The sequence below is a fragment of the Piscinibacter sp. genome (assembly GCF_047600445.1).
In the GTDB taxonomy this organism is placed as follows: domain Bacteria; phylum Pseudomonadota; class Gammaproteobacteria; order Burkholderiales; family Burkholderiaceae_C; genus Piscinibacter.
Window position 1 is genome coordinate 1,709,871 of record NZ_JASGKT010000002.1, and the last position, 21,447, is coordinate 1,731,317.

Consider the following 21,447-nt stretch of genomic DNA (forward strand, 5'->3'; position numbering starts at 1 on the left):
CTCAAGCGAAGCTGCGCATCGTGCACATCAGGTCGGCCTCGACGGCCAGTTCGTCGCCGACCAGCGCGCGTGCCTTGAACTTGAACACCGAGGACTTCGCGCGTTCGAGCGTGGCTTCCAGCGTCAACTGGTCGCCGGGTTCCACCGGGCGCTTGAAGCGCGCGTTGTCGATGCCGGCGAAGTAGTAGACGGTGTTCTCGTCGGCGTCCTGGCCGAGCGTCGCGAAGGCCAGCAGCGCCGAGGCCTGCGCCAGCGCCTCGATCATCAGCACGCCGGGCATCACCGGGCGGCGCGGGAAGTGGCCGTTGAAGAAGTCCTCGTTGATCGTGACGTTCTTGATCGCCTTGATGCGCTGGCCCTTGTCGAGCTCGAGCACGCGGTCCACCAGCAGGATCGGGTAGCGGTGCGGCAGCTTCTTCAGGATCTGGTGGATGTCCATCGTCGTCATGCTTGTCTCTCGTTCTTCTCGAGCGCCCGGATGCGGTCGCGCAGCGCGTGAAGCTGGCGCAGCGTGGCGGCGTTCTTCTCCCACGCGGCATTGTCGTCGATGGGGAACACGCCGCTGTAGTGGCCCGGCTGGCGGATCGAGCGCATCACCACCGAGGCGGCCGAGATGTGCACGTCGTCGGCCAGCGTCAGGTGGCCGAGGATGACCGCCGCGCCGCCGATGGTGCAGCGCTTGCCGATCACGCCGCTGCCGGCCACGCCCGAGCAACCGGCCATCGCCGAATGCGCGCCGATGCGCACGTTGTGGCCGATCTGGATCAGGTTGTCGAGCTTGACGCCGTCCTCGATCACGGTGTCGTCGAGCGCGCCGCGGTCGATGCAGGTGTTGGCGCCGATCTCGACGTCGTCGCCGATGCGCACGGCGCCGAGCTGCTCGATCTTCTCGTAGCGCAGCCCGTCCTCGCCCTCGACGGGCGCGAAGCCGAAGCCGTCGGCGCCGATCACCGCGCCGCCGTGCACGACGCAGCGCGCGCCGATCGTGCAGCCGTCGTAGACCGTCACGTGCGCGGCCAGCCGAGTGCCGGCGCCGATGCGCACGTTGGCGCCGATCACGCACAGCGGGCCGATCACCGCGTCGGCCGCGACCCGCGCGCTGGCGTCGACCACCGCGCTGGGGTGGATGCCGGATGCCGGCCGCGGCCGCAGCGTGCGCACCCACCACTGCGTGAGCCGCGCGTAGTAGGCATAGGGGTCGGGCGTGACGATCGCCGCGCCGCGCGCGGCGGCTTCGTCGCGCAGCGCCGGCGCGACGATCACGCAGCCGGCGCGCGAGCTCGCGAGCTGCGAGCGGTACTTGGGGTTGGCGAGGAAGGCGATCGCGTCGGGCGCCGCGCTTTCCAGGGTGGCGATGCGCGCGATGCGCAGTTCGCCGTCGCCGACCAGTTCGCCGCCGAGTTGCCCGGCGATCTCGCGCAGAGCAACTTCCATCGGCGCCGCCCTGCCCTTACTTGGCGCCGCCCTGGGCGTTCAGCGCCTTGATCACCTTGTCGGTGATGTCGATCTTCGGGCCGGCGAACACGGCTTCCTGGATGATCAGGTCGTACTTCTCGCTGTCGAAGATCTGCTTCATGACCTTGTTGGCGCGCTCGACGACGGAGGCCAGCTCCTCGTTCTTGCGCTGCGTCAGGTCTTCCTGGAACTCGCGGCGCTTGCGGTCGAAGTCGCGGTTCTGCTCGACCAGTTCGCGCTGGCGGCGCGTGCGCTCGGATTCGGCCAGCGTCGGCGCGTCCTTGTCGAGCTTCTCGCCGGCGGCCTTGAGCTTGCCAGCCATGTCGGCCAGCTCCTTCTCGCGCTTGCCGAACTCGGCTTCGAGCTTGGCCTGCGCGGCCTTGGCCGGCACGGCGTCGCGCAGCACGCGGTCGGCGTTCACGTAACCGATCTTCAGCTCTTGCGCCTGCGCACCCAGGGCGGCGCCGGCGAGCAACGCAGCGCAGGCCGCCGATTTCAGGAAAGAGGTATTCATTAGAACGCGGTCCCGATCTGGAATTGCAGTCTCTCGATTCTATCGTTGGGCTGTTTGCGGATGGGCGTACCCCAGCTCAGCTTGAGCGGGCCGACCGGCGAGATCCAGCTCAGGCCCAGGCCGGCCGAGGCGCGCAGGCTGTCGGCGGTCAGCTTCTCCTGCTCGCCCCACACGTTGCCGATGTCGAGGTAGCCGAACACGCGCAGCGTGCGGTCGTTGCCGGCGCCCGGCACCGGCACGTAGAGCTCGCTGTTGAGGTTGGCGCGGCGGTTGCCGCCCACGTAGGCGCCGGTCACGTCGGCCGGGCCCAGCGAGCCCTGGTCGAACGCGCGCACCGTGCCCAGGCCGCCGCCGTAGAAGTTCTTGAACACCGGGTACGGCCGCCCGCCCAGCCCGCGGCCGTAGCCCACCTCGGCGTTGACCGCGAAGGTGTACTGGCGCGTGATCGGCCAGTAGTGCTGGTACTGCAGGTTGCTGCGCATGTAGCGCGTGTTGCCGAAGGCCGTCCAGTCGACGTTGACGCGCTTGTAGCTGCCCTCGTTGGGCACCAGCGCGCTGTCGCGCTCGTCGCGCGTCCAGCCCACCGTCAGCGGGAAGGAGTTGCTGCTCTCGCCGAACTGCAGCCGGTACAGGTACAGGTTGTTCGGCATCGAGGTGCCGCCCTTGATCTGCGTGCGCTCGGCGCCGATGCCGAAGAACACCGTGTCGTACTCGCTGAACGGCACGCCGAAGCGCAGCGCCACGCCCGGCGTGACGATCTGGTACTGCTCGCCGCGGCTGTTGATCGGCTTGGCGGTGCGGTAGTAGATGTCGAAGGCGCGCGAGATGCCGTCGATCGTGAAGTACGGGTCGACCGTGCTGAGCACCAGCGTGCGGCTGCTGCGGCTGGTGTTGACCTCGATGCCGAGGTAGTTGCCCGAGCCGAACACGTTCTCCTGCTTGATCGACGCCGTCAGCGCGAGCCGGTCGGCCGACGAGTAGCCGGCGCCGAGCATCAGGTTGCCGGTGGGCTTCTCCTTGACCGACAGCGTCAGGTCGACCTGGTCCTGCGTGCCGGGCACCTCGGTGGTGTCGACGCTCACGTCGCTGAAGTAGCCGAGGCGGTCGACGCGGTCGCGCGAGAGCTTGATGCGCTGGCCGTCGTACCACGACGACTCGAACTGGCGGAACTCGCGGCGGATCACCTCGTCGCGCGTGCGCGTGTTGCCGGCGACGTTGATGCGCCGCACGTAGACGCGCCGCGACGGATCGGCGGCCAGCGTCAGCGCGACGCGGCCGTTGGCGCGGTCGATCTCGGGGCGCGCGTCGATGCGCGCGAAGGCGTAGCCGAACAGGCCGAAGTGGTCGGAGAAGGCCTTGGTGGTCTCGGTCACCGCCTCGGCGCGGTAGGGCTCGCCGGGCTTGATGCTCACCAGGGTCTTGAAGTCCTCTTCCTTGCCGAGGTAGTCGCCCTCGAGCCTGACCGAGGTCACCGTGTAGCGCTGGCCCTCGGTGACGTTGATCGTGACGGTGATCTCCTGCTTGTCCGGCGAGATCGCCACCTGCGTCGAGTCGACGTTGAACTCGAGGTAGCCGCGGTTCAGGTAGTAGGCGCGCAGCGTCTCCAGGTCGGCGTTGAGCTTGGAGCGCGAATAGCGGTCGGCCTTGGTGTACCAGTTGAGCCAGCCGCCGTCGTTCAGGTCGAACAGGCCCTTGAGCGTGCTCTCGGAGAAGGCCTTGTTGCCGACGATGCGCAGCTCGTGGATCTTCGCCGCCGTGCCCTCGGTGATCGTGAAGGTCACGTTGACGCGGTTGCGCTCCTGCGGCGTCACGGTGGTCACCACCTCGGCGCCGTACAGACTGCGCGTCAGGTACTGGCGCTTGAGCTCCTGCTCGGCGCGGTCGGCCAGTGCCTTGTCGAAGGGCAGGCCCTCGCCGATGCCGAAGTCCTTCAGCGACTTGACCAGCGTGTCCTTCTCGAACTCTTTCAGGCCGACGAAGTCGATCGCGGCGATCACCGGGCGCTCCTCGACGATCACGACGACGACGCCGTCGTCGATGTCGATGCGCACGTCCTTGAACAGCCCGGTGGCGAACAGCGCGCGCAGCGCGGCGGCGCCCTTCTCGTCGTTGTAGGTGTCGCCGATGCGGAACGGCAGCGAGGCGAACACCGTGCCGGCGTCGGTGCGCTGCAGGCCCTCGACACGGATGTCCTTGAGCGTGAAGGGTTCGACCGCCCAGGCGCTGCCGGCGTGCAGCGCGGCGGCCAGGGCGATGCCGAGAACGGTCGGGCGGAATGCGGGCGCGCGTCGGGAAGAAGGCATGCGTCGGGGTCAGTGCAGGCCCAGGAGTCGGGCCACGTCGTTGTAGAGAGCCAGGGACATCATCATGAGCATGATGGCCACCCCGCCACGCTGCAGCCGCTCCAGCCACAACTCGGAGACCGGCCGCCCCGTCACACCCTCGAAAAGATAATACATCAGGTGCCCGCCATCGAGCATCGGCAGCGGCAGCAGGTTCAACACGCCGAGTGACACGCTGACCACCGCGAGGAAGCCGAGGTAGTAGGCCAGCCCGAGCTGCACCGACTGGCCGGCGTAGTCGGCGATGGTCAGCGGCCCGCTGAGGTTCTTCAGCGAGGCCTCGCCGACCAGCATGCGGCCGAGCATCTTCAGCGTCAGCGCCGACATCTCCCAGGTGCGCGAGGCCGCGCGCGCCAGGCCCTCGACGAAGCCGTAGCGCACCTTGACCATCTCCGGCGCCTGGCCGGGATAGGCCTCGATGCGGCCGACACTGCGCGTGCCCTCGGCGACGACGCTGGGCGTCACGGCGATCTCCAGCGTGCGGCCGGCGCGCTCGACGCGCCACAGCATCTCGCGCGCCGCGCCGTCGGCGCCGTTGGCGCGGATCAGCTCGCGGATGCGGCCGGCCTCGGCGATCGCCTCGCCGTCGATGGACAGCACGCGGTCGCCGGCGCGCAGGCCGGCGCGCGCCGCCGGCCCGGCCGGCTTGGTCTCGCCGAGCACCGGCTCGCTGAACGGCGCGCCGATGCCGATCTGCTTCCTCGCCGCCGCGTCGACCTCGCGCCCGGCCAGCGCCTGCAGATCGAGCACCACGCGCCGCTGGCCGTGGCCCTGCGTGTCGGCCACCAGCAGGTGCAGCGGCTCGCCGTGCAGCACCGACTGCGTCAGCTGCCAGTGCAGCTCGTTCATCGAGCGCAGGTCGTGCCACTCGGCGCCGTCGTCCGACCAGGCCTGCGCCCAGTCGCCGGCGCGCAGGCCGGCGCGCTCGGCCAGGCTGCCGGCGGCGGGCGCGGCCATCACGGCCTTGGGCTCGTCGGTGCCGATCCAGCTCGCGCCGGCGTACAGCAGCACCGCCAGCAGCAGGTTGGCCACCGGCCCGGCGGCGACGATGGCCGTGCGCTGCCACAGCGTCTTGCGGTTGAAGGCGCGGTGCGCGTCTTCGGGCGCGACCGCGGCCTCGCGCTCGTCGAGCATGCGCACGTAGCCGCCCAGCGGCAGCGCGCAGACGACGAACTCGGTGCTCTCGGGCGTGGGCTGGCGGCGCCACAGCACGCGGCCGAAGCCGACCGAGAAGCGCAGCACCTTGACGCCGCAGGCCACCGCCACGCGGTAGTGGCCGTACTCGTGCACGACGATCAGCACGCCGAGCGTCAGGATGAAGGCAAGCAGCGTGGTCATCGTGCCAGGTTGCGGATCAACTGCCGCGCCTCGCGGCGCGCGCGCTCGTCCAGGTCGAGCAGGCCCGGCAGCGACTGCGCGGCCTCCGGCGCCGGAAGCACACGCCCGACGGTGCCGGCGTTGACGCTGTGAATGCGATCGAAGGCTATGGTTCCGGCCAGGAACGCGGCCACGGCCTCCTCGTTGGCGGCGTTCAGCACCGCGGTGCTGCCCGGCGCGGCGCGCAGCGCCTGCCACGACAGTTCGAGCCCGGGGTAGCGCACGAAGTCGGCCGGCTCGAAGCTGAGCGCGGACAACGCGGTGAAATCGAGCGCCGACGCGCCCGACTCGATGCGCTCGGGGAACGACAGGCCGTAGGCGATCGGCACGCGCATGTCGGGCGTGCCGAGCTGCGCCAGCACCGAGTTGTCGCGGCACACCACCATCGAGTGGATGATGCTCTGCGGGTGCAGCACGACGCGGATGCGCTCGGGCGCGAGGTCGAACAGCCAGCGCGCCTCGATGACCTCGAGCGCCTTGTTCATCATCGTCGCCGAGTCGACCGAGATCTTGCGCCCCATCACCCAGTTCGGGTGCGCGCAGGCCTCGTCGGGCGTCACCGCGTGCAGCGTGGCCGGGTCGCGGCCGCGGAACGGCCCGCCCGAGGCGGTCAGCACGATGTGGGCTATGCGCTGCGGCCAGCTCGCGCGGTCTTCGGGCAGGCACTGGAAGATCGCCGAGTGCTCGCTGTCGATCGGCAGCAGCGTCGCGCCGCCGGCCTTCACCGCGTCCATGAAGAACGCGCCGCCGACCACCAGCGCCTCCTTGTTGGCCAGCAGCAGGCGCTTGCCGGCGCGCGCCGCGGCCAGGCACGACGACAGCCCGGCCGCGCCGACGATCGCCGCCATCACCACCTCGACCTCGGGGTGCGCGGCCAGTTCGTCGAGCGCGCGCTCCCCGGCCAGCACCTCGGTGCGCAGGCCTTCGCGCCGCAGCCGCTCGCGCAGCGCGGCGGCGCGCGCCGCATCGGGCATGGCGGCGAAGCGCGGCCGCCATTGCAGGCACTGCCGCGCCAGCTCGTCGACGCGGCTCGCGCCGGTCAGCGCGAACACCTCGAAGCGCCCGGGGTGGCGCGCGATCACGTCCAGCGTGCTGACGCCGATCGAGCCGGTCGAACCGAGCACGCAGATGCGTTGGCGGGCGGTGGCGGAGCTCATGACGTTCTGTTCAGCTCGCGGCCAGCGCGATGGCGATGGGGAACACCGGCAGCAGCGCGTCGACGCGGTCGAGCACGCCGCCGTGGCCGGGTAGCAACTGGCTGCTGTCCTTCGCGCCGGCGGCGCGCTTGACCAGCGATTCGAACAGGTCGCCGACCACGCTCATCGCGCCGAGCAGCACGCAGCCGATCACCATGCCGGCCGCGCCCCAGGCCGCCGCCATGCGGCTGTAGAGGCTGGGCGTGTCCAGCGCGCAAGCGGCATCGGCCCAGCGCCACACGAAGGCCAGCAGCAGCACGCCGGCCAGGCCGCTGAACACGCCTTCCCAGCTCTTGCCGGGGCTGATCGAGGGCGCGAGCTTGCGCCGGCCGAAGGCGCGCCCGCCGAAGTAGGCCGCGATGTCGGCCACCCAGACGAGGCAGAACACCGACAGGGTGAAGTTGATGCCGACGCCGCGTGCAAACGCGATCGCCAGCCACGCCACCCACAGCAGCGCCAGGCCGAGCAGCCAGCGCAACGCCTGAGGCAGCTTCGGCCAGCCGGCCGGTCCGCCACGCAGCGCAAGCGCGCCGCCGGCCACCCAGGCGACGGCCACCGGCGCCCACAGCCAGCGCGGCGGCGCGAAGGTCCAGCCCAGCGCGAGCGCCGCGGCGCCGGACAGCGCGAGCAGCACGCCCATGGCCACCGCAACGGCCGGCGCCGCGCCGTTGAGCCGGCCCCACTCCCAGCCGGCCGCGCCGATCAGCAGCAGCGTCAGGACCGCGAACGGCCACGCCGAGGCTGCGAACAGCGCGGGAAGCAGCAGCGCCAGCAGCACGATGGCGGTGATGACACGCTGCTTCAGCATGCTCGGTTGGCCGCGGCCTGCGCGGGCGCGGCGTTCTTCACGAGGCCGAAGCGCCGGTCGCGCGCGGCGTAGGCGGCGATCGCCTTGTCCAGTTCGGCGTCGTCGAAGTCGGGCCACAGGCAGTCGGTGAAGACGAGCTCCGAATACGCCGCCTGCCAGAGCAGGAAGTTGCTGATGCGCAGCTCCCCGCCGGTGCGGATCAGCAGGTCGGGGTCGGGCGCCTCGCCGAACGCCAGGTAGCGGGCCAGCGTGGCTTCGTCGAGGGCCTGCGGATCGACGCCGTCGCGCATCGCCGCGCGGCAGGCCTGCACGATGTCCCAGCGTCCGCCGTAGGCGAAGGCCACCCACAGCGTGATGCGCGTGTTGTGCGCGGTGTTCGACTCGGCCTGGTCGCAGGCCTGGCGCAGCCGCTCGCTGAGCTGGTCGCGGTCGCCGATCACGCGCACGCGCACGCCGCGCGCGGCCAGCCGGCCGAGGTACTTCTCCACCGCCACCAGCACCAGCCCCATCAGGAACGAGACTTCCTCGGTGGGGCGCTTCCAGTTCTCCGACGAGAACGCGAACACCGTCAGGTGCTCGATGCCGCGGTCGGCGCAGGCCAGCACGGTCTTGACCAGCGTGTCGACGCCGGCCTTGTGGCCGAACACGCGCGGCAGGAAGCGGCGCTTGGCCCAGCGGCCGTTGCCGTCCATCACGATGGCGACGTGGCGCGGGATGCCGGCGTCGGAAGCCATCAGACGGCCAGGATTTCCGATTCCTTGGTCGCGACGAGCTTGTCGATCTCGGCGATCGTGCCGTCGGTCAGGCGCTGCAACTGCTCGAGCGCGCGCCGCTCGTCGTCCTCGGAGATCTCCTTGTCCTTGAGCAGCTTCTTCAGGTGGTCGTTGGCGTCGCGGCGCACGTTGCGCGCCGCGATGCGCGCCTCCTCGCCGGCGTGGCGCACGACCTTGGTCAGGTCGCGGCGGCGCTCCTCGGTCAGCGGCGGCATCGGCACGCGCAGCAGGTCGCCCTGGGCCGCGGGATTCAGGCCGAGGTCCGACTCGCGGATCGCCTTCTCGATCTTGGCGCCCATGCCCTTCTCCCAGGGCTGCACGCTGATCGTGCGCGCGTCGAGCAGCGTCACGTTGGCCACCTGGCTGATCGGCACCATAGCGCCGTAGTAGTCGACGTGCACCTGGTCGAGGATGCCCGGGTGGGCGCGGCCGGTGCGGATCTTCTGCAGTTCGACCTTGAACGACTCGATGGTCCGGGCCATCTTGGTCTCGGCGGTCTTCTTGATGTCGGCAATGGTCATGGCTACCTCGTCGCGTCAGACGTGCACCAGCGTGCCCTCGTCCTCGCCCTGCACCACGCGCTTCAACGCGCCGGGCTTGAAGATGGAAAACACCTTGATCGGCAGTTTCTGGTCGCGGCACAGCGCGAAGGCAGTGGCGTCCATCACCTGCAGGTTGCGGGCGATCGCCTCGTCGAAGCTGATCTGCGCGTAGCGCGTCGCGGCCGGGTCCTTCTTCGGGTCGGCGCTATAGACGCCGTCGACCTTGGTGGCCTTGAGCACCACCTGCGCGCCGATCTCGGCGCCGCGCAGCGCGGCGGCGGTGTCGGTGGTGAAGAAGGGGTTGCCGGTGCCGGCGGCGAACACGACGACCTTGCCTTCCTCGAGGTACTGCAGCGCCTTCGGGCGCACGTAGGGCTCGACCACCTGCTCGATGCCGATGGCCGACATCACGCGCGCCGTCATGCCCTCCTGGCGCATCGTGTCGGCCAGCGCCAGCGAGTTCATCACGGTGGCGAGCATGCCCATGTAGTCGGCGGTGGCGCGGTCCATGCCCACCGAGCCGCCGGCCACGCCGCGGAAGATGTTGCCGCCGCCGATCACCACCGCCACCTCGCAGCCGAGCTGGGTCACCTCCTGCACCTCGCGCACCATGCGCACGATGGTGGCGCGGTTGATGCCGTAGGCATCGTCGCCCATCAGGGCCTCGCCGGAGAGTTTCAGCAGGATACGTTTGTAGGCGGGCATGCGGGCGGCTCCAGGCGCGGGTCGGTTCTCGTGGTGCGCAAGTCTAATCGGCCGGGAGCGCGCGGCGCCCCCGGCGCGCCGGCTCAGGCGCCCTTGGCGGCGGCCACCTGGGCGGCCACTTCGGCCGCGAAGTCGTCGACCTTCTTCTCGATGCCCTCGCCGACCACGTAGAGCGTGAAGCCCTTCACCTCGGTCTTGGCGCCCTCGAGCATCTTGCCGACGGTCTGCTTGCCGTCGGCGGCCTTGACGAACACCTGGTCGAGCAGGCTGACTTCCTTCAGGAACTTCTGCACCGAGCCGTCCACCATCCTGGCGACGATGTCGGCCGGCTTGCCGCTCTCGGCGGCCTTCTCGGCAGCGATCTTGCGCTCCTTGTCGACCAGTTCGGCCGGCACCTCGGCCGACGACAGCGCGGCCGGCTTCATCGCGGCGACGTGCATCGCCACGTCCTTCGCCGCGGTGGCGTCGCCGCTGTACTCGACGATCACGCCGATGCGCGTGCCGTGCAGGTAGTGCGCCAGGCTCGTGCCGCCGGCGTAGCGCTTGAAGCGGCGGATCGACATGTTCTCGCCGATCTTGCCGATCAGGCCCTTGCGCACGTCTTCCAGCGTCGGGCCGAAGCCGTCCTGCGCATAGGGCAGCGCCGACAGCGCGGCCACGTCGGCCGGGTCGTTCTTCGCCGCCAGCTCGGCGGCGGCCTTCGCGAAGGCCAGGAACGAATCGTTCTTCGAGACGAAGTCGGTCTCGCAGTTGATCTCGATCAGCGCGCCGGTGCCGCCGTCGACCGCCGCGGCGACCACGCCCTCGGCGGTGATGCGGGCGGCGGCCTTGCCGGCCTTGTTGCCGAGCTTGACGCGCAGGATCTCCTCGGCGCGACCCATGTCGCCGTCGGCCTCGGTCAGGGCCTTCTTGCACTCCATCATCGGCGCGTCGGTCTTGGCGCGCAGTTCGGCAACCATGCTGGCGGTGATTGCGGGCATCTCAGTTCTCCGGAAAAACAGGGATTGAAAAAGGGGCTGTGCGACAGCCCCCTTTGCACGAACTCGCGGCGCGCGAGCCGGGGCGAGCGGGCCTCAGGCCGTGGTCTCGACTTCCACGAACTCGTCGCCGCCGGCGGCGGCCTGCACCACCTCGGCGCTCGCGTTGGCCTTGCCCTCGAGCACGGCGTCGGCCACCGCGCGGGCGTACAGCGCCACGGCCTTGGCCGAGTCGTCGTTGCCGGGGATGACGTAGTCGATGCCGTCGGGGTTGTGGTTGGTGTCGACCACGCCCACCACCGGGATGCCCAGCTTCTTGGCTTCCTGGATGGCGATCTTGTGGTAGCCGACGTCGATCACGAAGATCGCGTCGGGCAGCGCGTTCATGTCCTGGATGCCGCCGATGTCCTTGAGCAGCTTGTCGAGCTCGCGCTGGAACATCAGTTGTTCCTTCTTGGTGCGCGTGTCGATGCCGGCTTCGACCTGGGCCTGCATGTCCTTGAGCTTCTTCAGCGAACCCTTGACGGTCTTGAAGTTGGTCAGCATGCCGCCGAGCCAGCGCTGGTCGACGTAGGGCATGCCGGCGCGCTGCGCGTCCTGCGCGATCACCTCGCGCGCCTGGCGCTTGGTGCCGACCATCAGGATGGTGCCGCGCTTGGCGGCGAGCTGGCGCACGAACTTCAACGCGTCGTTGAAGAGCGGCTGCGTCTTCTCGAGGTTGATGATGTGGATCTTGTTGCGATGGCCGTAGATGTACGGGGCCATCTTGGGATTCCAGAAGCGCGTCTGGTGGCCAAAGTGCACACCGGCTTCCAGCATTTCACGCATGCTGATCGTCATGGGGACTCCAAAGGTTGGTTCTAGAATCCGGCCCGAATCGCTGCGACACATGCCGACATGCGTCGGTCTCGTGGCGCCGCGACACCTTCAGCGGCCGGCTTCGCGATTGCTTCGTCCGGGGGCGTCCCGGACAAAACTCGCGGAGTGTACCACGCCACCCATGCCCACCGACCCGAGCGCCACCGACACCCTCGAGCGCTGCATCGCCGCCGCCCAGGGCGAGGCCTGCCGCCACGCCTTCACGCTGACCACCTTCGACGCCGCGCGTGAACAGGCCCGCGCCGCGGCGCCCGGCAGCCCGCTGGCCGGCCGCGCGCTGAGCATCAAGGACTTGTTCGACGTGGCCGGCCAGCGCAGCGCCGCGGCCAGCCGCGTGCTCGCCGACGCGCCGCCGGCCGCGGCCGACTGTCCGGCCGTCGCGCGCTTGCGCGCCGCCGGCGCGGCCTTCGTGGGCCGCACCAACATGAGCGAATTCGCGTTCTCCGGCGTGGGCATCAACCCGCACCACGGCACGCCGGCGAACGTCGCGACGGCCGCGCTCGACGCCACGCCGCGCATCCCCGGCGGCTCCACCTCCGGCGGCGCGGTGTCGGTGGCGGCCGGCGCGGCCTGGGCGGCGCTGGGCTCGGACACCGGCGGCTCGATCCGCATCCCGGCCGCGCTGCACGGGCTGGTCGGCTTCAAGAACACCGCGCGCCTGGTGCCCACCGAGGGCGCGATCCCGCTGTCGACCACGCTGGACACCGTCTGCGCGATCACGCGCAGCGTGCGCGACGCGGTGCTGATGCACGAGGTGCTGGCGGCGCGCACGGTCGCACTGGCGCGCAAGCCGCTCGCCGCACTGCGCTTCGGCGTGCCGAGCACCCTGATGCTCGACGGCCTGGAGCCGGCGGTGGCCGCGGCCTTCCAGCGTGCGCTCGCGGCGCTGCGCGACGCCGGCGCGCGCGTGGACAAGATCGTGCTGCCCACGCTGGCCGAACTCGCCGCGCTGAACGCCGCCGGCGGCTTCCCGGCCGCCGAGAGCTGGGCCTGGCACCGCCGGCATCTTGCCGCGAAGGCCGGGCTGTACGACCCGCGCGTCGCGCTGCGCATCCGCCGCGGCGAGGCGATGAGCGCGGCCGACTATGTCGAGCTGGTCTGGGCGCGGCGCGACTGGATCGCGCGCACCGAGGCGGCGATGGCTGGTTTCGACGCGATGCTGAGCCCCACCGTGCCGCTGCTCGCCGCGCCGATCGCGCCGCTGCTGTCCGACGACGCCGCCTTCTTCGCCGTCAACGGCGCGCTGCTGCGCAACCCGAGCGTGATCAACTTCCTCGACGGCTGCGCGCTCTCGCTGCCCTGCCAGGGCGCGGGCGAGATGCCGGTCGGCCTGATGGTCTGGAGTTCGGCGCTGCGCGACGACGCGGTGCTCGATGCCTCGCTGGCCATCGAGGCGGCGCTCTCGACGAAGCGCGGCTGAGCATGCGCATCGCCGTCATCGGCGCCGGCATCGTCGGCGTCACCACCGCCTACGAACTCGTGGCCGCCGGCCACGAGGTCACCGTGTTCGAGCGGCGCGGCAGCGTCGCCGCCGAAACCAGCTTCGCCAACGCCGGCGTGGTCGCGCCCGGCTACGTCACGCCCTGGGCCGCGCCCGGCATGCCGCGGAAGGTGCTGCGTTCGCTGTTCGCCCGCCATGCGCCGGTGCGCCTGCACGCCAGCCTCGACCCCGCGCTGGCCGCCTGGATCTGGCGCTGGTGGCGCGCCTGCCGCAGCGAGGTGTGGCAGGCCAACCGCACGCGCATGCAGCGCCTGGCGGTGTTCAGCCGCCATCGCCTGCACGAGCTGACCAAGGCCTTGCAGCTCGACTACGAACACGAGAACGGCTACCTCGTGCTGCTGCGCAATGAAGCCGACCTCGCCGCGGTGCGCCCGGGACTGAAGCTGCTGACGGAACTCGGCAACCGCTTCCACCTCGTCGACGCGGCTCGCTGCCGCGAGCTGGAGCCAGCGCTCAACCCCGACACGCCGCTGCACGCCGGCGTGCACCTGCCCGACGACGAGGTCGGCAACTGCCGCCAGTTCGCCCACCTGCTGCGCCACGAGGCGCAGAAGCTCGGCGCGCGCTGGTGCTTCCACACCGAGGTGCAGCGCCTCGTGGCGGGCGCGCAGCCGCGGGTGGTGCACCGCTACCTGCCGCCGGCCGAATCGACGCAGTTGATGATGGAGCCGTCCACGAGCGCCCGCGGCGACGCGGTCGCCACCGAGCCGGCGCCGCTGGAGCCCATCGACGAAGTCTTCGACACGGTGGTGGTCTGCGCCGCGATGGGCTCGCCCGCGCTGCTCAAGCCGCTGGGCGTGCGCCTGCCGCTGCGCGCGGTGCACGGCTACTCGATCACCGCGCCGCTGCGCCCCGACGACAGCGCCGCCGAGCGCGCGCCGCGCGCCGCGTTGATGGACGAGCGCTACAAGGTCGCCATCTCACGCATCGGGCAGCGCGTGCGCGTGGCCGGCAGCGCCGAACTGGGCGGCAGGCTCGACAAGCAAGACCCGCGCGCGATCGAGACGCTCTACAAGGTGCTGGAAGACTGGTTCCCCGGCGCCGCGCGGCTGAGCCAGGTGCAGCGCTGGAAAGGCGCGCGCCCGATGCTGCCCGACGGCCCGCCGCTGATCGGCGCCAGCGGCACCGCCGGCATCTGGCTCAACCTCGGCCACGGTTCGAGCGGCTGGGCGCTGGCCTGCGGCTCGGCCTATGCGCTGGCGCAGGCGATGCAGGGGCGCGAGGCGCCGATCCCGCTGGACGGCTTGGGCATCGAGCGCCTGCGCTGAGCGGGCCACCAGCCCGCGCCTCGTTTGCTACCCTCGCACGATGCGCCGCATCGACCGCTTCTGCCCCGACCTGCCGCTGTTCGATGTCGTCCGCACGCGGCGCATCGAACGGGCGGCGCTGGCCACGCTGCCCGCGCACGCGCTGATGCAGCGCGCCGGCGACGCGGTGGCGCGCCTCGCGCTGGCGCTGGCACCGCATGCGCAGCGCATCCGCGTCGTGGCCGGGCCGGGCAACAACGGCGGCGACGGACTGGATGCGGCGATGCGCCTGCAGCACGCCGGCAAGGCGGTGGAAGTGGTGCTGCTCGGCGAGCCGCAGGCCGACGACGCGCTCGATGCGCTGGCGCGCGCGCGAGATACCGGCGTGACCATCCATGCCGAGGCCACAGCGCCGCTGGGCGCGCAGGACCTGGCCATCGACGCGCTGCTCGGCATCGGCGCGAGCCGCGCCGCCGAGGGTGCGCTGCGCGAGGCGATCGCCGGGCTGAACGCCCTGCCCTGCGCGCGGCTGGCGATCGACCTGCCCTCGGGCCTCGCGGCCGACACCGGCCAGCCGCTGGGCGAGGCCGTGCGCGCGACGCACACGCTGAGCCTCTTGACGCTCAAGCCCGGCCTGTTCACCGCCGCCGGGCGCGACCATGCCGGCACGGTGTGGTTCGACGACATCGGCATCGCCGACCCGCGCGAGGCGCCCGCCGCCTGGCTCGGCGGCGCGGCAGTCGGCGACGCGCCGGCGCGCCGCCACGCACAGCACAAGGGCAGTTTCGGCGACGTGGCGGTGGTCGGCGGCGCCGGCGGCATGGCCGGCGCGGCGCTGCTGGCCGGCCGCGCGGCGCTGGCGGCGGGCGCGGGGCGTGTGTTCGTCGAGATGCTCGACGCGCAGGCGCCGGCCTTCGACGCGGCGCGGCCCGAGCTGATGCTGCGCCCGGGCTGGTCGCGCCACGCCGACCCCGCCACGCTGGCGCACACCAGCGTGGTGTGCGGCTGCGGCGGCGGCGACGCGGTGCGCGCCGTGCTGCCCGCGCTGCTGGCCGGCAGCGCGCGCCTGGTGCTCGATGCCGACGCGCTCAACGCCGTCGCCGCCGACGAAGCGCTGCGCCGCCAACTGCGCGCGCGCGCCGGCCGCGGCCTGGCCAGCGTGCTGACGCCGCATCCGCTCGAAGCCGCGCGGCTGCTCGGCGTGCCCAGCGCGCAGGTGCAGGCCGACCGCCTCGCCGCCGCACAGCGCCTGGCCGACGGCTTCGGCTGCGTCGTGGTGCTCAAGGGCTCGGGCAGCGTCATCGCGGCGCCCGGCCGCGCGCCGTGCATCAACGCCAGCGGCGACGCCTCGCTGGCCAGCGCCGGCACCGGCGACGTGCTGGCCGGCTGGCTGGGCGGGCACTGGGCGCAGCGCGACGAGCAAGACGCCGCCGAGCGCGCCTGGCGCGCCGCGCGCCACGCGGTGTGGCGGCACGGCGCCGCCGCCGAAGCCGCCGCGCGGCCGGTGCTGCGCGCCGCCGACCTGATCGAGCGGATGGCGGATCGGATGACGGCGCCGGGCTGATCAGCGCCGCTTGGCGCGGCGCGGCGCCGCCGCCGTCTTGGTCTTGCGCGCCGTCGCCTTGGCCGCCTTCACCGGATGCGCCGCCTTGGCGCCCCTCGCCTTGACCTTGGTGCCGGCCTTGGCGGCGCGGTCGGCCGACTTCACGCGCGCCAACTCCTCCTCGGCGCCCGTCTTGGCCAGCGTGCGCTCGCGCCGCGCGCGCAGCCGCGCCGCGTCGTCCTCGCCCTCGCGCACCAGGCGGAAGTCGATGCGCCGGCCGTCGAGGTCGACGCGGCTGACCTGCACGCGCACGCGCGCGCCGATCACGTAGCGCATGCCGCTGCGCTCGCCGCGCAGTTCCTGGCGCAGCTCGTCGAAGCGGTAGTACTCACCGCCCAGCTCGGTGATGTGCACCAGCCCCTCGACGTACAGCGCGTCGAGCGTGACGAACAGGCCGAAGCCGGTCACCGCGCTGACCGTGCCAGAGAACTCCTCGCCGAGGTGCTCGCGCATGTAGCGGCACTTCAGCCAGGCCTCGACGTCGCGCGAGGCCTCGTCGGCGCGCCGCTCGTTGGCGCTGCAATGCGCGCCGGCGGCCTCCCAGCGCTCCATCTCCTCGCTCGGCGTCTGCCGGGGCTTGCCCTTGCCGCGGCCCTTGGCCGCGCGCGGCGCGGGCGCGTCCTCGAGCTTGCCGCTGAGCAGGTGGTAGCGCTTGCCGCCGAGCAGCGCCTTGATCACGCGGTGCACCAGCAGGTCGGGGTAGCGCCGGATCGGGCTGGTGAAATGCGTGTAGGCGCCGTAGGCCAGGCCGAAGTGGCCGCTGTTGGTGCCGGTGTAGATCGCCTGCTGCATCGAGCGCAGCAGCATGGTGTGGATCTGCAGGGCGTCGGGGCGGTCCTTGGTGGCCGCGGCGATGGCCTGGAACTCCTGCGGGCGCGGCTCCTCGCCGATCGACAACCCGAGGCCGAGCGCCTTCAGGTAGTTCTGCAGCGTCGCGCGCTTCTCGGGCGTCGGCCCTTCGTGCACGCGGTACAGCGCCGGGTGCCCGGCCTGCGCGATGAAGTCGGCCGCGCAGACGTTGGCCGCCAGCATCGCCTCCTCGATCAGCCGGTGCGCGTCGTTGCGCGTGCGCGGCACGATCTTCTCGATGCGGCCGTTCTCGTCGCAGACGATCTGCGTCTCGGTGGTCTCGAAGTCCATCGCGCCGCGCCGCACGCGCTGCTTGAGCAGCGCGCGGTAGACCTCGTGCAGTTGCAGCAGGTGCGGCACCAGCTCGCCGCGCCGCGCCGCCTCCGGCCCGCGCGTGTTGGCCAGGATCGCCGCCACCTCGGTGTAGGTCAGGCGCGCGTGCGAGCAGATCACCGCCGGGAAGAACTGGTAGGCGTGCACCTCGCCGGCGGCGTCGACCAGCATGTCGCACACCATCGCCAGGCGCTCGACGCCCGGGTTCAGCGAGCACAGCCCGTTGGAGAGCTTCTCCGGCAGCATCGGGATCACGCGGCGCGGGAAGTACACCGAGGTGGCGCGCTCGTAGGCGTCGTCGTCGAGCGCCTCGCCGGGCTTCACGTAGTGGCTCACGTCGGCGATCGCCACCACCAGGCGCCAGCCGTTGGGCGCCTTGACGCGGCCGATCTTCGCCGGCTCGCAGTACACCGCGTCGTCGAAGTCGCGCGCGTCCTCGCCGTCGATGGTGACCAGCGGCACGTCGCTCAGGTCGATGCGCTGCCTGCGGTCGGCCGGGCGGATCTTCTCCGGCAGCGCGGCAGCCTGCGCCAGCGCCTGCGCCGAGAAGCGGTGCGGCACCTCGAACTTGCGCACGGCGATCTCGATCTCCATGCCGGGGTCGTCGATCTCGCCGAGCACCTCGGTCACGCGGCCCACCGGCTGCGAGTACATCGACGGCGGCTCGGTCAGCTCGATGGCCACCACCTGGCCCGCGCTCGCGTTGGCGATCGCGTTCTTCGGCACCATGATGTCCTGGCCGTAGCGCTTGTCTTCGGGCGCCACCAGCCAGACGCCGCCTTCGTGCAGCAGCCGGCCGATGATGGGCGCCTTGCGCCGCTCGAGGATCTCGAGGATGCGGGCCTCGGGGCGGCCGCGCTTGTCGTAGCGCACGATGCGCGCGCGCACGCGGTCGCGGTGCAGCACCGAGCGCATCTCCTGCTGCGAGAGGTAGATGTCGCCGCTGGCGCGGTCGTCGCGCACGAGGAAACCGTGGCCGTCGCGGTGGCCTTGCACGGTGCCCACGACTTCGCTCATCAGTTCGGCACCGACGGCGGGGAGAGTTGAGTGTTGATTCGTTTTGATGATATGATCCAAGACTTCCTGAAATGCCCAGGTGGCGGAATTGGTAGACGCACTAGTTTCAGGTACTAGCGGGTAACACCGTGGGGGTTCGAGTCCCTTCCTGGGCACCAGATGATTGATATCGAAAAGGCCAGTGCCGGCGCGCTGGCCTTTTTCTTTGTGTCGTCCGCAAGCGGCTTCAGATGACGAACTTCTTCGCCAGGCCCTCGGGCCGCAGGTCGTCGTATTCCTCGAAGGGCTGGTGGATCCACGGGCTGGTGGGCAGCAACTCGACGAAATAGTCGGGCGTGTAGCTCGAGACGCCCTTGACCCAGATCACCGCCGAGCGCAGCTCGGCGATCGAGGGCATGCCGCGCAGCCGCTCGACCACCGCCTTGAGCGTCACGCCCGAGTCGGCCAGGTCGTCGACCAGCAGCACGCGCCCGGACAGGTCGCCCTTGGGCATGGTGATGTACTTGGCCATGTCCAGCCGGCCCTGGATGGTGCCGGCCTCGGCGCGGTACGAGCTGGTCGACATGATCGCCAGCGGCTTGTCGAACACGCGCGAGAGCACGTCGCCCGGCCGCATGCCGCCGCGCGCCAGGCACAGGATCTGGTCGAACTCCCAGCCCGAGGCATGCACCTTGAGCGCCAGGCGCTCGATCAGCATGTGGTACTCGTCCCAGGAGACGTAGAGATGTTTGCCGTCGTCGGTGAGCATGCGGTCGTTCTCCTCCAGATGGATGCGCGGGCGGCCCTCAGCCGCGGTACGGATGCTTCAACAGGATGGTGTGCTCGCGGTCCGGGCCGGTGGACACCATGCCGATCGGCGCGCCGATGAGCTGCTGCACGCGCTCGAGGTAGCGGCGCGCGTTCGGCGGCAGCGCGTCCCACTCGGTGACGCCGAAGGTGCTCTCGCTCCAGCCGGGGAAGCTGTCGTAGACGGGCACGCATTCGGCCACGTCGTCGGCGTCCAGCGGCAGGATGTCGATGCGCCGGCCGCGCAGCTCGTAGCCGACGCAGACCTTGATCTCCGGCAGCTTGTCGAGCACGTCGAGCTTGGTGATGCACAGGCCCGAGATGCCGTTGATGATGATCGCCCGCTTCAGCGCCGCGGCGTCGAGCCAGCCGCAGCGGCGCGGCCGGCCGGTGACGGTGCCGCGCTCCTGGCCGATGGTCGAGAGGTGGTGGCCCACCGAGCCTTCCCGATCCATCGGCAGCTCGGTCGGGAACGGCCCGCCGCCCACGCGCGTGGTGTAGGCCTTGGTGATGCCCAGGATGTAGTGCAGCATGTCCGGCCCGACGCCCGAGCCGGCCGCGGCGTTGCCGGCCACGCAGTTGCTCGAGGTGACGTAGGGGTAGGTGCCGTGGTCGATGTCGAGCAGCGTGCCCTGCGCGCCTTCGAAGAGGATGTTGCCGCCGCGCCGGTTGATCGTGTGCAGCATGTAGCCCACGTCGGCCAGCATCGGCTTCAACTGAGCGGCGACCTTCATCGCGTGCTCGAAGATCGGCTCGAAGGTCAGCGCCTGGGACTTCAGGTAGCCGGTCAGCGCCACGTTGTGCAGCGCCAGCAGCTCGCGCAGCTTGGCGGCGAAGCGCTCGGGGTGCTTCAGATCCTGCACGCGCAGCGCGCGGCGCGCCACCTTGTCCTCGTAGGCCGGGCCGATGCCCTTGCCGGTGGTGCCGATCTTGCCGGCGCCGCTGGTCTCGCGCAGCGCCTCGCGCGCGCGGTCGACCTCGACGTGGAAGGGCAGGATCAGCGGGCACGACTCGCTGATGAACAGGCGCGAGCGCACGTCCAGGCCGATGCCTTCGAGCCGCTCGATCTCGGACAGCAGGTGCGTCGGGTCGACCACCACGCCGTTGCCGATGAAGCAGGCCACGCCGTCGCGCATGATGCCCGAGGGGATGAGCTGCAAGGCCGTCTTGACGCCCTTGATCACCAGCGTGTGGCCGGCGTTGTGGCCGCCCTGGAAACGCACCACGGCCTCGGCGTGGTCGGTCAGCCAGTCCACCACCTTGCCCTTGCCTTCGTCGCCCCACTGCGTGCCGACGACGACGACGTTGTGGCCGGCGGCCGCGCTCTTGTGTTGCTGCATGTCTCGTGTCACTCGATGAATCACCCGGGCCGTGGCGCGCTCACAGCGCGCGCACCGCCCACTGGCCGCCGACGGCGACCAGTTCGCGGTCGCACTCGAACTCCTGCCCTTCGTGGTCGTGCCCCGGCAGGATGCACACCACGGTCTCGCCCTGCTCGCGCAGGCGCCGCACCGCGGCGCGCAAGGCCGCGTCCTCCGACCACGGCGCGCGTACCGCCGGCCGGCCGATGCGGGCCGGCACGCACTCGGCCAGCTCCTTCAGGTCGAGGCTGAAGCCGACCGCCGGGCGGTTGCGGCCGAAGATCGCGCCGACCTCGTCGTAGCGCCCGCCGCGCGCGATCGAATCGCTGGAGCCGCGCGCATACACCGCGAAGCGCGCGCCGCTGTAGTACGACGAGCCGCCCACGTCGGCGAGGTCGAAGCCGACGCGCACCTCCGGATGCGCCTGGCGCACGTGGCGCGCCAGCGTCGCCAGGTCGGCGAGCGCGGCGCGCAGCGGCGCCGGCGCCGGCAGCAGTTCGCCGGCGCGCGCCAGCACCGCCTCGTCGCCGTACAGCGCCGGCAGCGCCAGCAGCACGCGGCGCGAGGCCTCGTCGAGCCCGGCGCACAGTTCGGCGAGGCCGGCCGTGTCCTTGCCCGCCAGCGCCGCCTCGATGTCGGCGCGCCGCGCCGCGTCGACGCCGGCCAGCAGCGCGCGCACGATGCGCGCGTCGGCCAGGTCCAGCGTCAGCTCGGCGAGGCCGGCGTCGCGCAGGCAGTCGAGCGCGAGGTCGAGCACTTCCAGGTCGGCTTCCAGGCCGGCGTGGCCGTAGATCTCGGCGCCGAACTGCAGCGGCTCGCGCGTGCCGCGCATGCCCGAGGGCCGCGTGTGCAGCACCGGGCCGCAGTAGCACAGGCGCGTCACACCGGCGCGGTTGAGCAGGTGGGCGTCGATGCGCGCCACCTGCGGCGTCGCGTCGGCGCGCACGCCCAGCGTGCGGCCGCTGATCTGGTCGACCAGCTTGAAGGTCTTCAGGTCGAGGTCGCGCCCGGTGCCCGACAGCAGCGACTCGATGTGCTCCATCAGCGGCGGCATCACCAGTTCGCAGCCGAAGGAGCGCGCCACGTCGAGCAGGCCGCGCCGCAGTTCTTCGATGTGTCGGGCCTGCGCGGGCAGGACGTCGGCGATGTGCTCGGGCAGCAGCCAAGCAGAAGACATGGGGA

19 protein-coding genes and 1 tRNA gene are annotated in these 21,447 nt (G+C 71.4%); 4 read left to right on the forward strand and 16 right to left on the reverse strand.

What is annotated here, in order from left to right:
- Window position 1 precedes the first annotated feature (1 nt).
- From fabZ to rpsB, 12 genes are all read right to left on the reverse strand, one after another.
- The gene (gene fabZ, locus QM792_RS12185) at window positions 2-448 is read right to left on the reverse strand and encodes a 3-hydroxyacyl-ACP dehydratase FabZ (protein ID WP_415150323.1); all 447 of its coding nucleotides are present in this window, start codon (window positions 446-448) and stop codon (window positions 2-4) included.
- The gene (gene lpxD / locus QM792_RS12190) at window positions 445-1,434 is read right to left on the reverse strand and encodes a UDP-3-O-(3-hydroxymyristoyl)glucosamine N-acyltransferase (RefSeq protein WP_415150325.1); all 990 of its coding nucleotides are present in this window, start codon (window positions 1,432-1,434) and stop codon (window positions 445-447) included. Before lpxD ends, fabZ begins: the two co-directional genes overlap by 4 nt.
- Before the next feature lie 16 nt (window positions 1,435-1,450).
- A complete protein-coding gene (locus QM792_RS12195; RefSeq protein ID WP_415150327.1) occupies window positions 1,451-1,969 on the reverse strand; it encodes an OmpH family outer membrane protein in 519 nt (172 codons plus the stop codon).
- Window positions 1,969-4,272 (reverse strand): outer membrane protein assembly factor BamA, encoded by a 2,304-nt coding sequence (gene bamA / locus QM792_RS12200; protein ID WP_415150329.1) that lies wholly within the window; start codon window positions 4,270-4,272, stop codon window positions 1,969-1,971. The genes QM792_RS12195 and bamA overlap by 1 nt, the downstream gene beginning before the upstream one ends.
- A gap of 9 nt (window positions 4,273-4,281) precedes the next feature.
- A complete protein-coding gene (gene rseP / locus QM792_RS12205) occupies window positions 4,282-5,649 on the reverse strand; it encodes an RIP metalloprotease RseP (protein WP_415150331.1) in 1,368 nt (455 codons plus the stop codon).
- Window positions 5,646-6,845, reverse strand: coding sequence for a 1-deoxy-D-xylulose-5-phosphate reductoisomerase (dxr, locus tag QM792_RS12210; protein ID WP_415150333.1), 1,200 nt, complete (start codon window positions 6,843-6,845; stop codon window positions 5,646-5,648). Before dxr ends, rseP begins: the two co-directional genes overlap by 4 nt.
- Window positions 6,846-6,855: 10 nt before the next feature.
- Complete coding sequence (locus QM792_RS12215; RefSeq protein WP_415150335.1) at window positions 6,856-7,692, reverse strand: phosphatidate cytidylyltransferase; 837 nt, start codon at window positions 7,690-7,692, stop codon at window positions 6,856-6,858.
- On the reverse strand, window positions 7,686-8,426 hold the full coding sequence (gene uppS, locus QM792_RS12220) for a polyprenyl diphosphate synthase (protein ID WP_415150337.1): 741 nt from the start codon (window positions 8,424-8,426) through the stop codon (window positions 7,686-7,688). The genes QM792_RS12215 and uppS overlap by 7 nt, the downstream gene beginning before the upstream one ends.
- Window positions 8,426-8,986, reverse strand: coding sequence for a ribosome recycling factor (gene frr / locus QM792_RS12225; protein ID WP_415150339.1), 561 nt, complete (start codon window positions 8,984-8,986; stop codon window positions 8,426-8,428). Before frr ends, uppS begins: the two co-directional genes overlap by 1 nt.
- A gap of 15 nt (window positions 8,987-9,001) precedes the next feature.
- Window positions 9,002-9,712: a UMP kinase gene (pyrH, locus tag QM792_RS12230; protein ID WP_415150341.1), complete on the reverse strand. Its 711-nt coding sequence runs from the start codon at window positions 9,710-9,712 to the stop codon at window positions 9,002-9,004.
- 83 nt (window positions 9,713-9,795) lie between these two features.
- The gene (tsf, locus tag QM792_RS12235) at window positions 9,796-10,692 is read right to left on the reverse strand and encodes a translation elongation factor Ts (RefSeq protein ID WP_415150343.1); all 897 of its coding nucleotides are present in this window, start codon (window positions 10,690-10,692) and stop codon (window positions 9,796-9,798) included.
- 93 nt (window positions 10,693-10,785) lie between these two features.
- Window positions 10,786-11,529 (reverse strand): 30S ribosomal protein S2, encoded by a 744-nt coding sequence (gene rpsB / locus QM792_RS12240; RefSeq protein WP_415150344.1) that lies wholly within the window; start codon window positions 11,527-11,529, stop codon window positions 10,786-10,788.
- 160 nt (window positions 11,530-11,689) lie between these two features.
- Between rpsB and QM792_RS12245 the strand changes: the two genes are divergently transcribed.
- Genes QM792_RS12245 through QM792_RS12255 form a run of 3 tightly spaced genes read left to right on the forward strand, consistent with a single transcriptional unit; the run spans window position 11,690 to window position 15,880 of the window.
- Window positions 11,690-12,988, forward strand: coding sequence for an amidase (locus QM792_RS12245; RefSeq protein WP_415150345.1), 1,299 nt, complete (start codon window positions 11,690-11,692; stop codon window positions 12,986-12,988).
- Window positions 12,989-12,990: 2 nt separating this feature from the next.
- Window positions 12,991-14,337 carry an FAD-dependent oxidoreductase gene (locus QM792_RS12250; protein ID WP_415150347.1) on the forward strand — a complete coding sequence of 449 codons (1,347 nt, stop codon included), beginning with the start codon at window positions 12,991-12,993 and terminating at the stop codon, window positions 14,335-14,337.
- Between the two features lie 40 nt (window positions 14,338-14,377).
- Complete coding sequence (locus QM792_RS12255; RefSeq protein ID WP_415150349.1) at window positions 14,378-15,880, forward strand: NAD(P)H-hydrate dehydratase; 1,503 nt, start codon at window positions 14,378-14,380, stop codon at window positions 15,878-15,880.
- Here the strand turns inward: QM792_RS12255 and rnr are convergent, their stop codons facing one another.
- Window positions 15,881-18,118: a ribonuclease R gene (gene rnr, locus QM792_RS12260; RefSeq protein WP_415150350.1), complete on the reverse strand. Its 2,238-nt coding sequence runs from the start codon at window positions 18,116-18,118 to the stop codon at window positions 15,881-15,883. It lies immediately after the preceding gene.
- A 73-nt stretch (window positions 18,119-18,191) separates the two neighbouring features.
- Here rnr and QM792_RS12265 point away from each other — a divergent pair.
- A tRNA-Leu gene (locus tag QM792_RS12265) sits at window positions 18,192-18,276 on the forward strand.
- Between the two features lie 68 nt (window positions 18,277-18,344).
- Here QM792_RS12265 and QM792_RS12270 read toward each other — a convergent pair.
- Genes QM792_RS12270 through QM792_RS12280 form a run of 3 tightly spaced genes read right to left on the reverse strand, consistent with a single transcriptional unit; the run spans window position 18,345 to window position 21,442 of the window.
- On the reverse strand, window positions 18,345-18,866 hold the full coding sequence (locus QM792_RS12270) for a phosphoribosyltransferase (protein WP_415150351.1): 522 nt from the start codon (window positions 18,864-18,866) through the stop codon (window positions 18,345-18,347).
- Window positions 18,867-18,903: 37 nt separating this feature from the next.
- Window positions 18,904-20,244, reverse strand: a complete 1,341-nt coding sequence (locus QM792_RS12275; protein WP_415150352.1) for an adenylosuccinate synthase — start codon at window positions 20,242-20,244, stop codon at window positions 18,904-18,906.
- 40 nt (window positions 20,245-20,284) lie between these two features.
- Window positions 20,285-21,442, reverse strand: coding sequence for an ATP phosphoribosyltransferase regulatory subunit (locus QM792_RS12280; RefSeq protein WP_415150354.1), 1,158 nt, complete (start codon window positions 21,440-21,442; stop codon window positions 20,285-20,287).
- Window positions 21,443-21,447 lie beyond the last annotated feature (5 nt).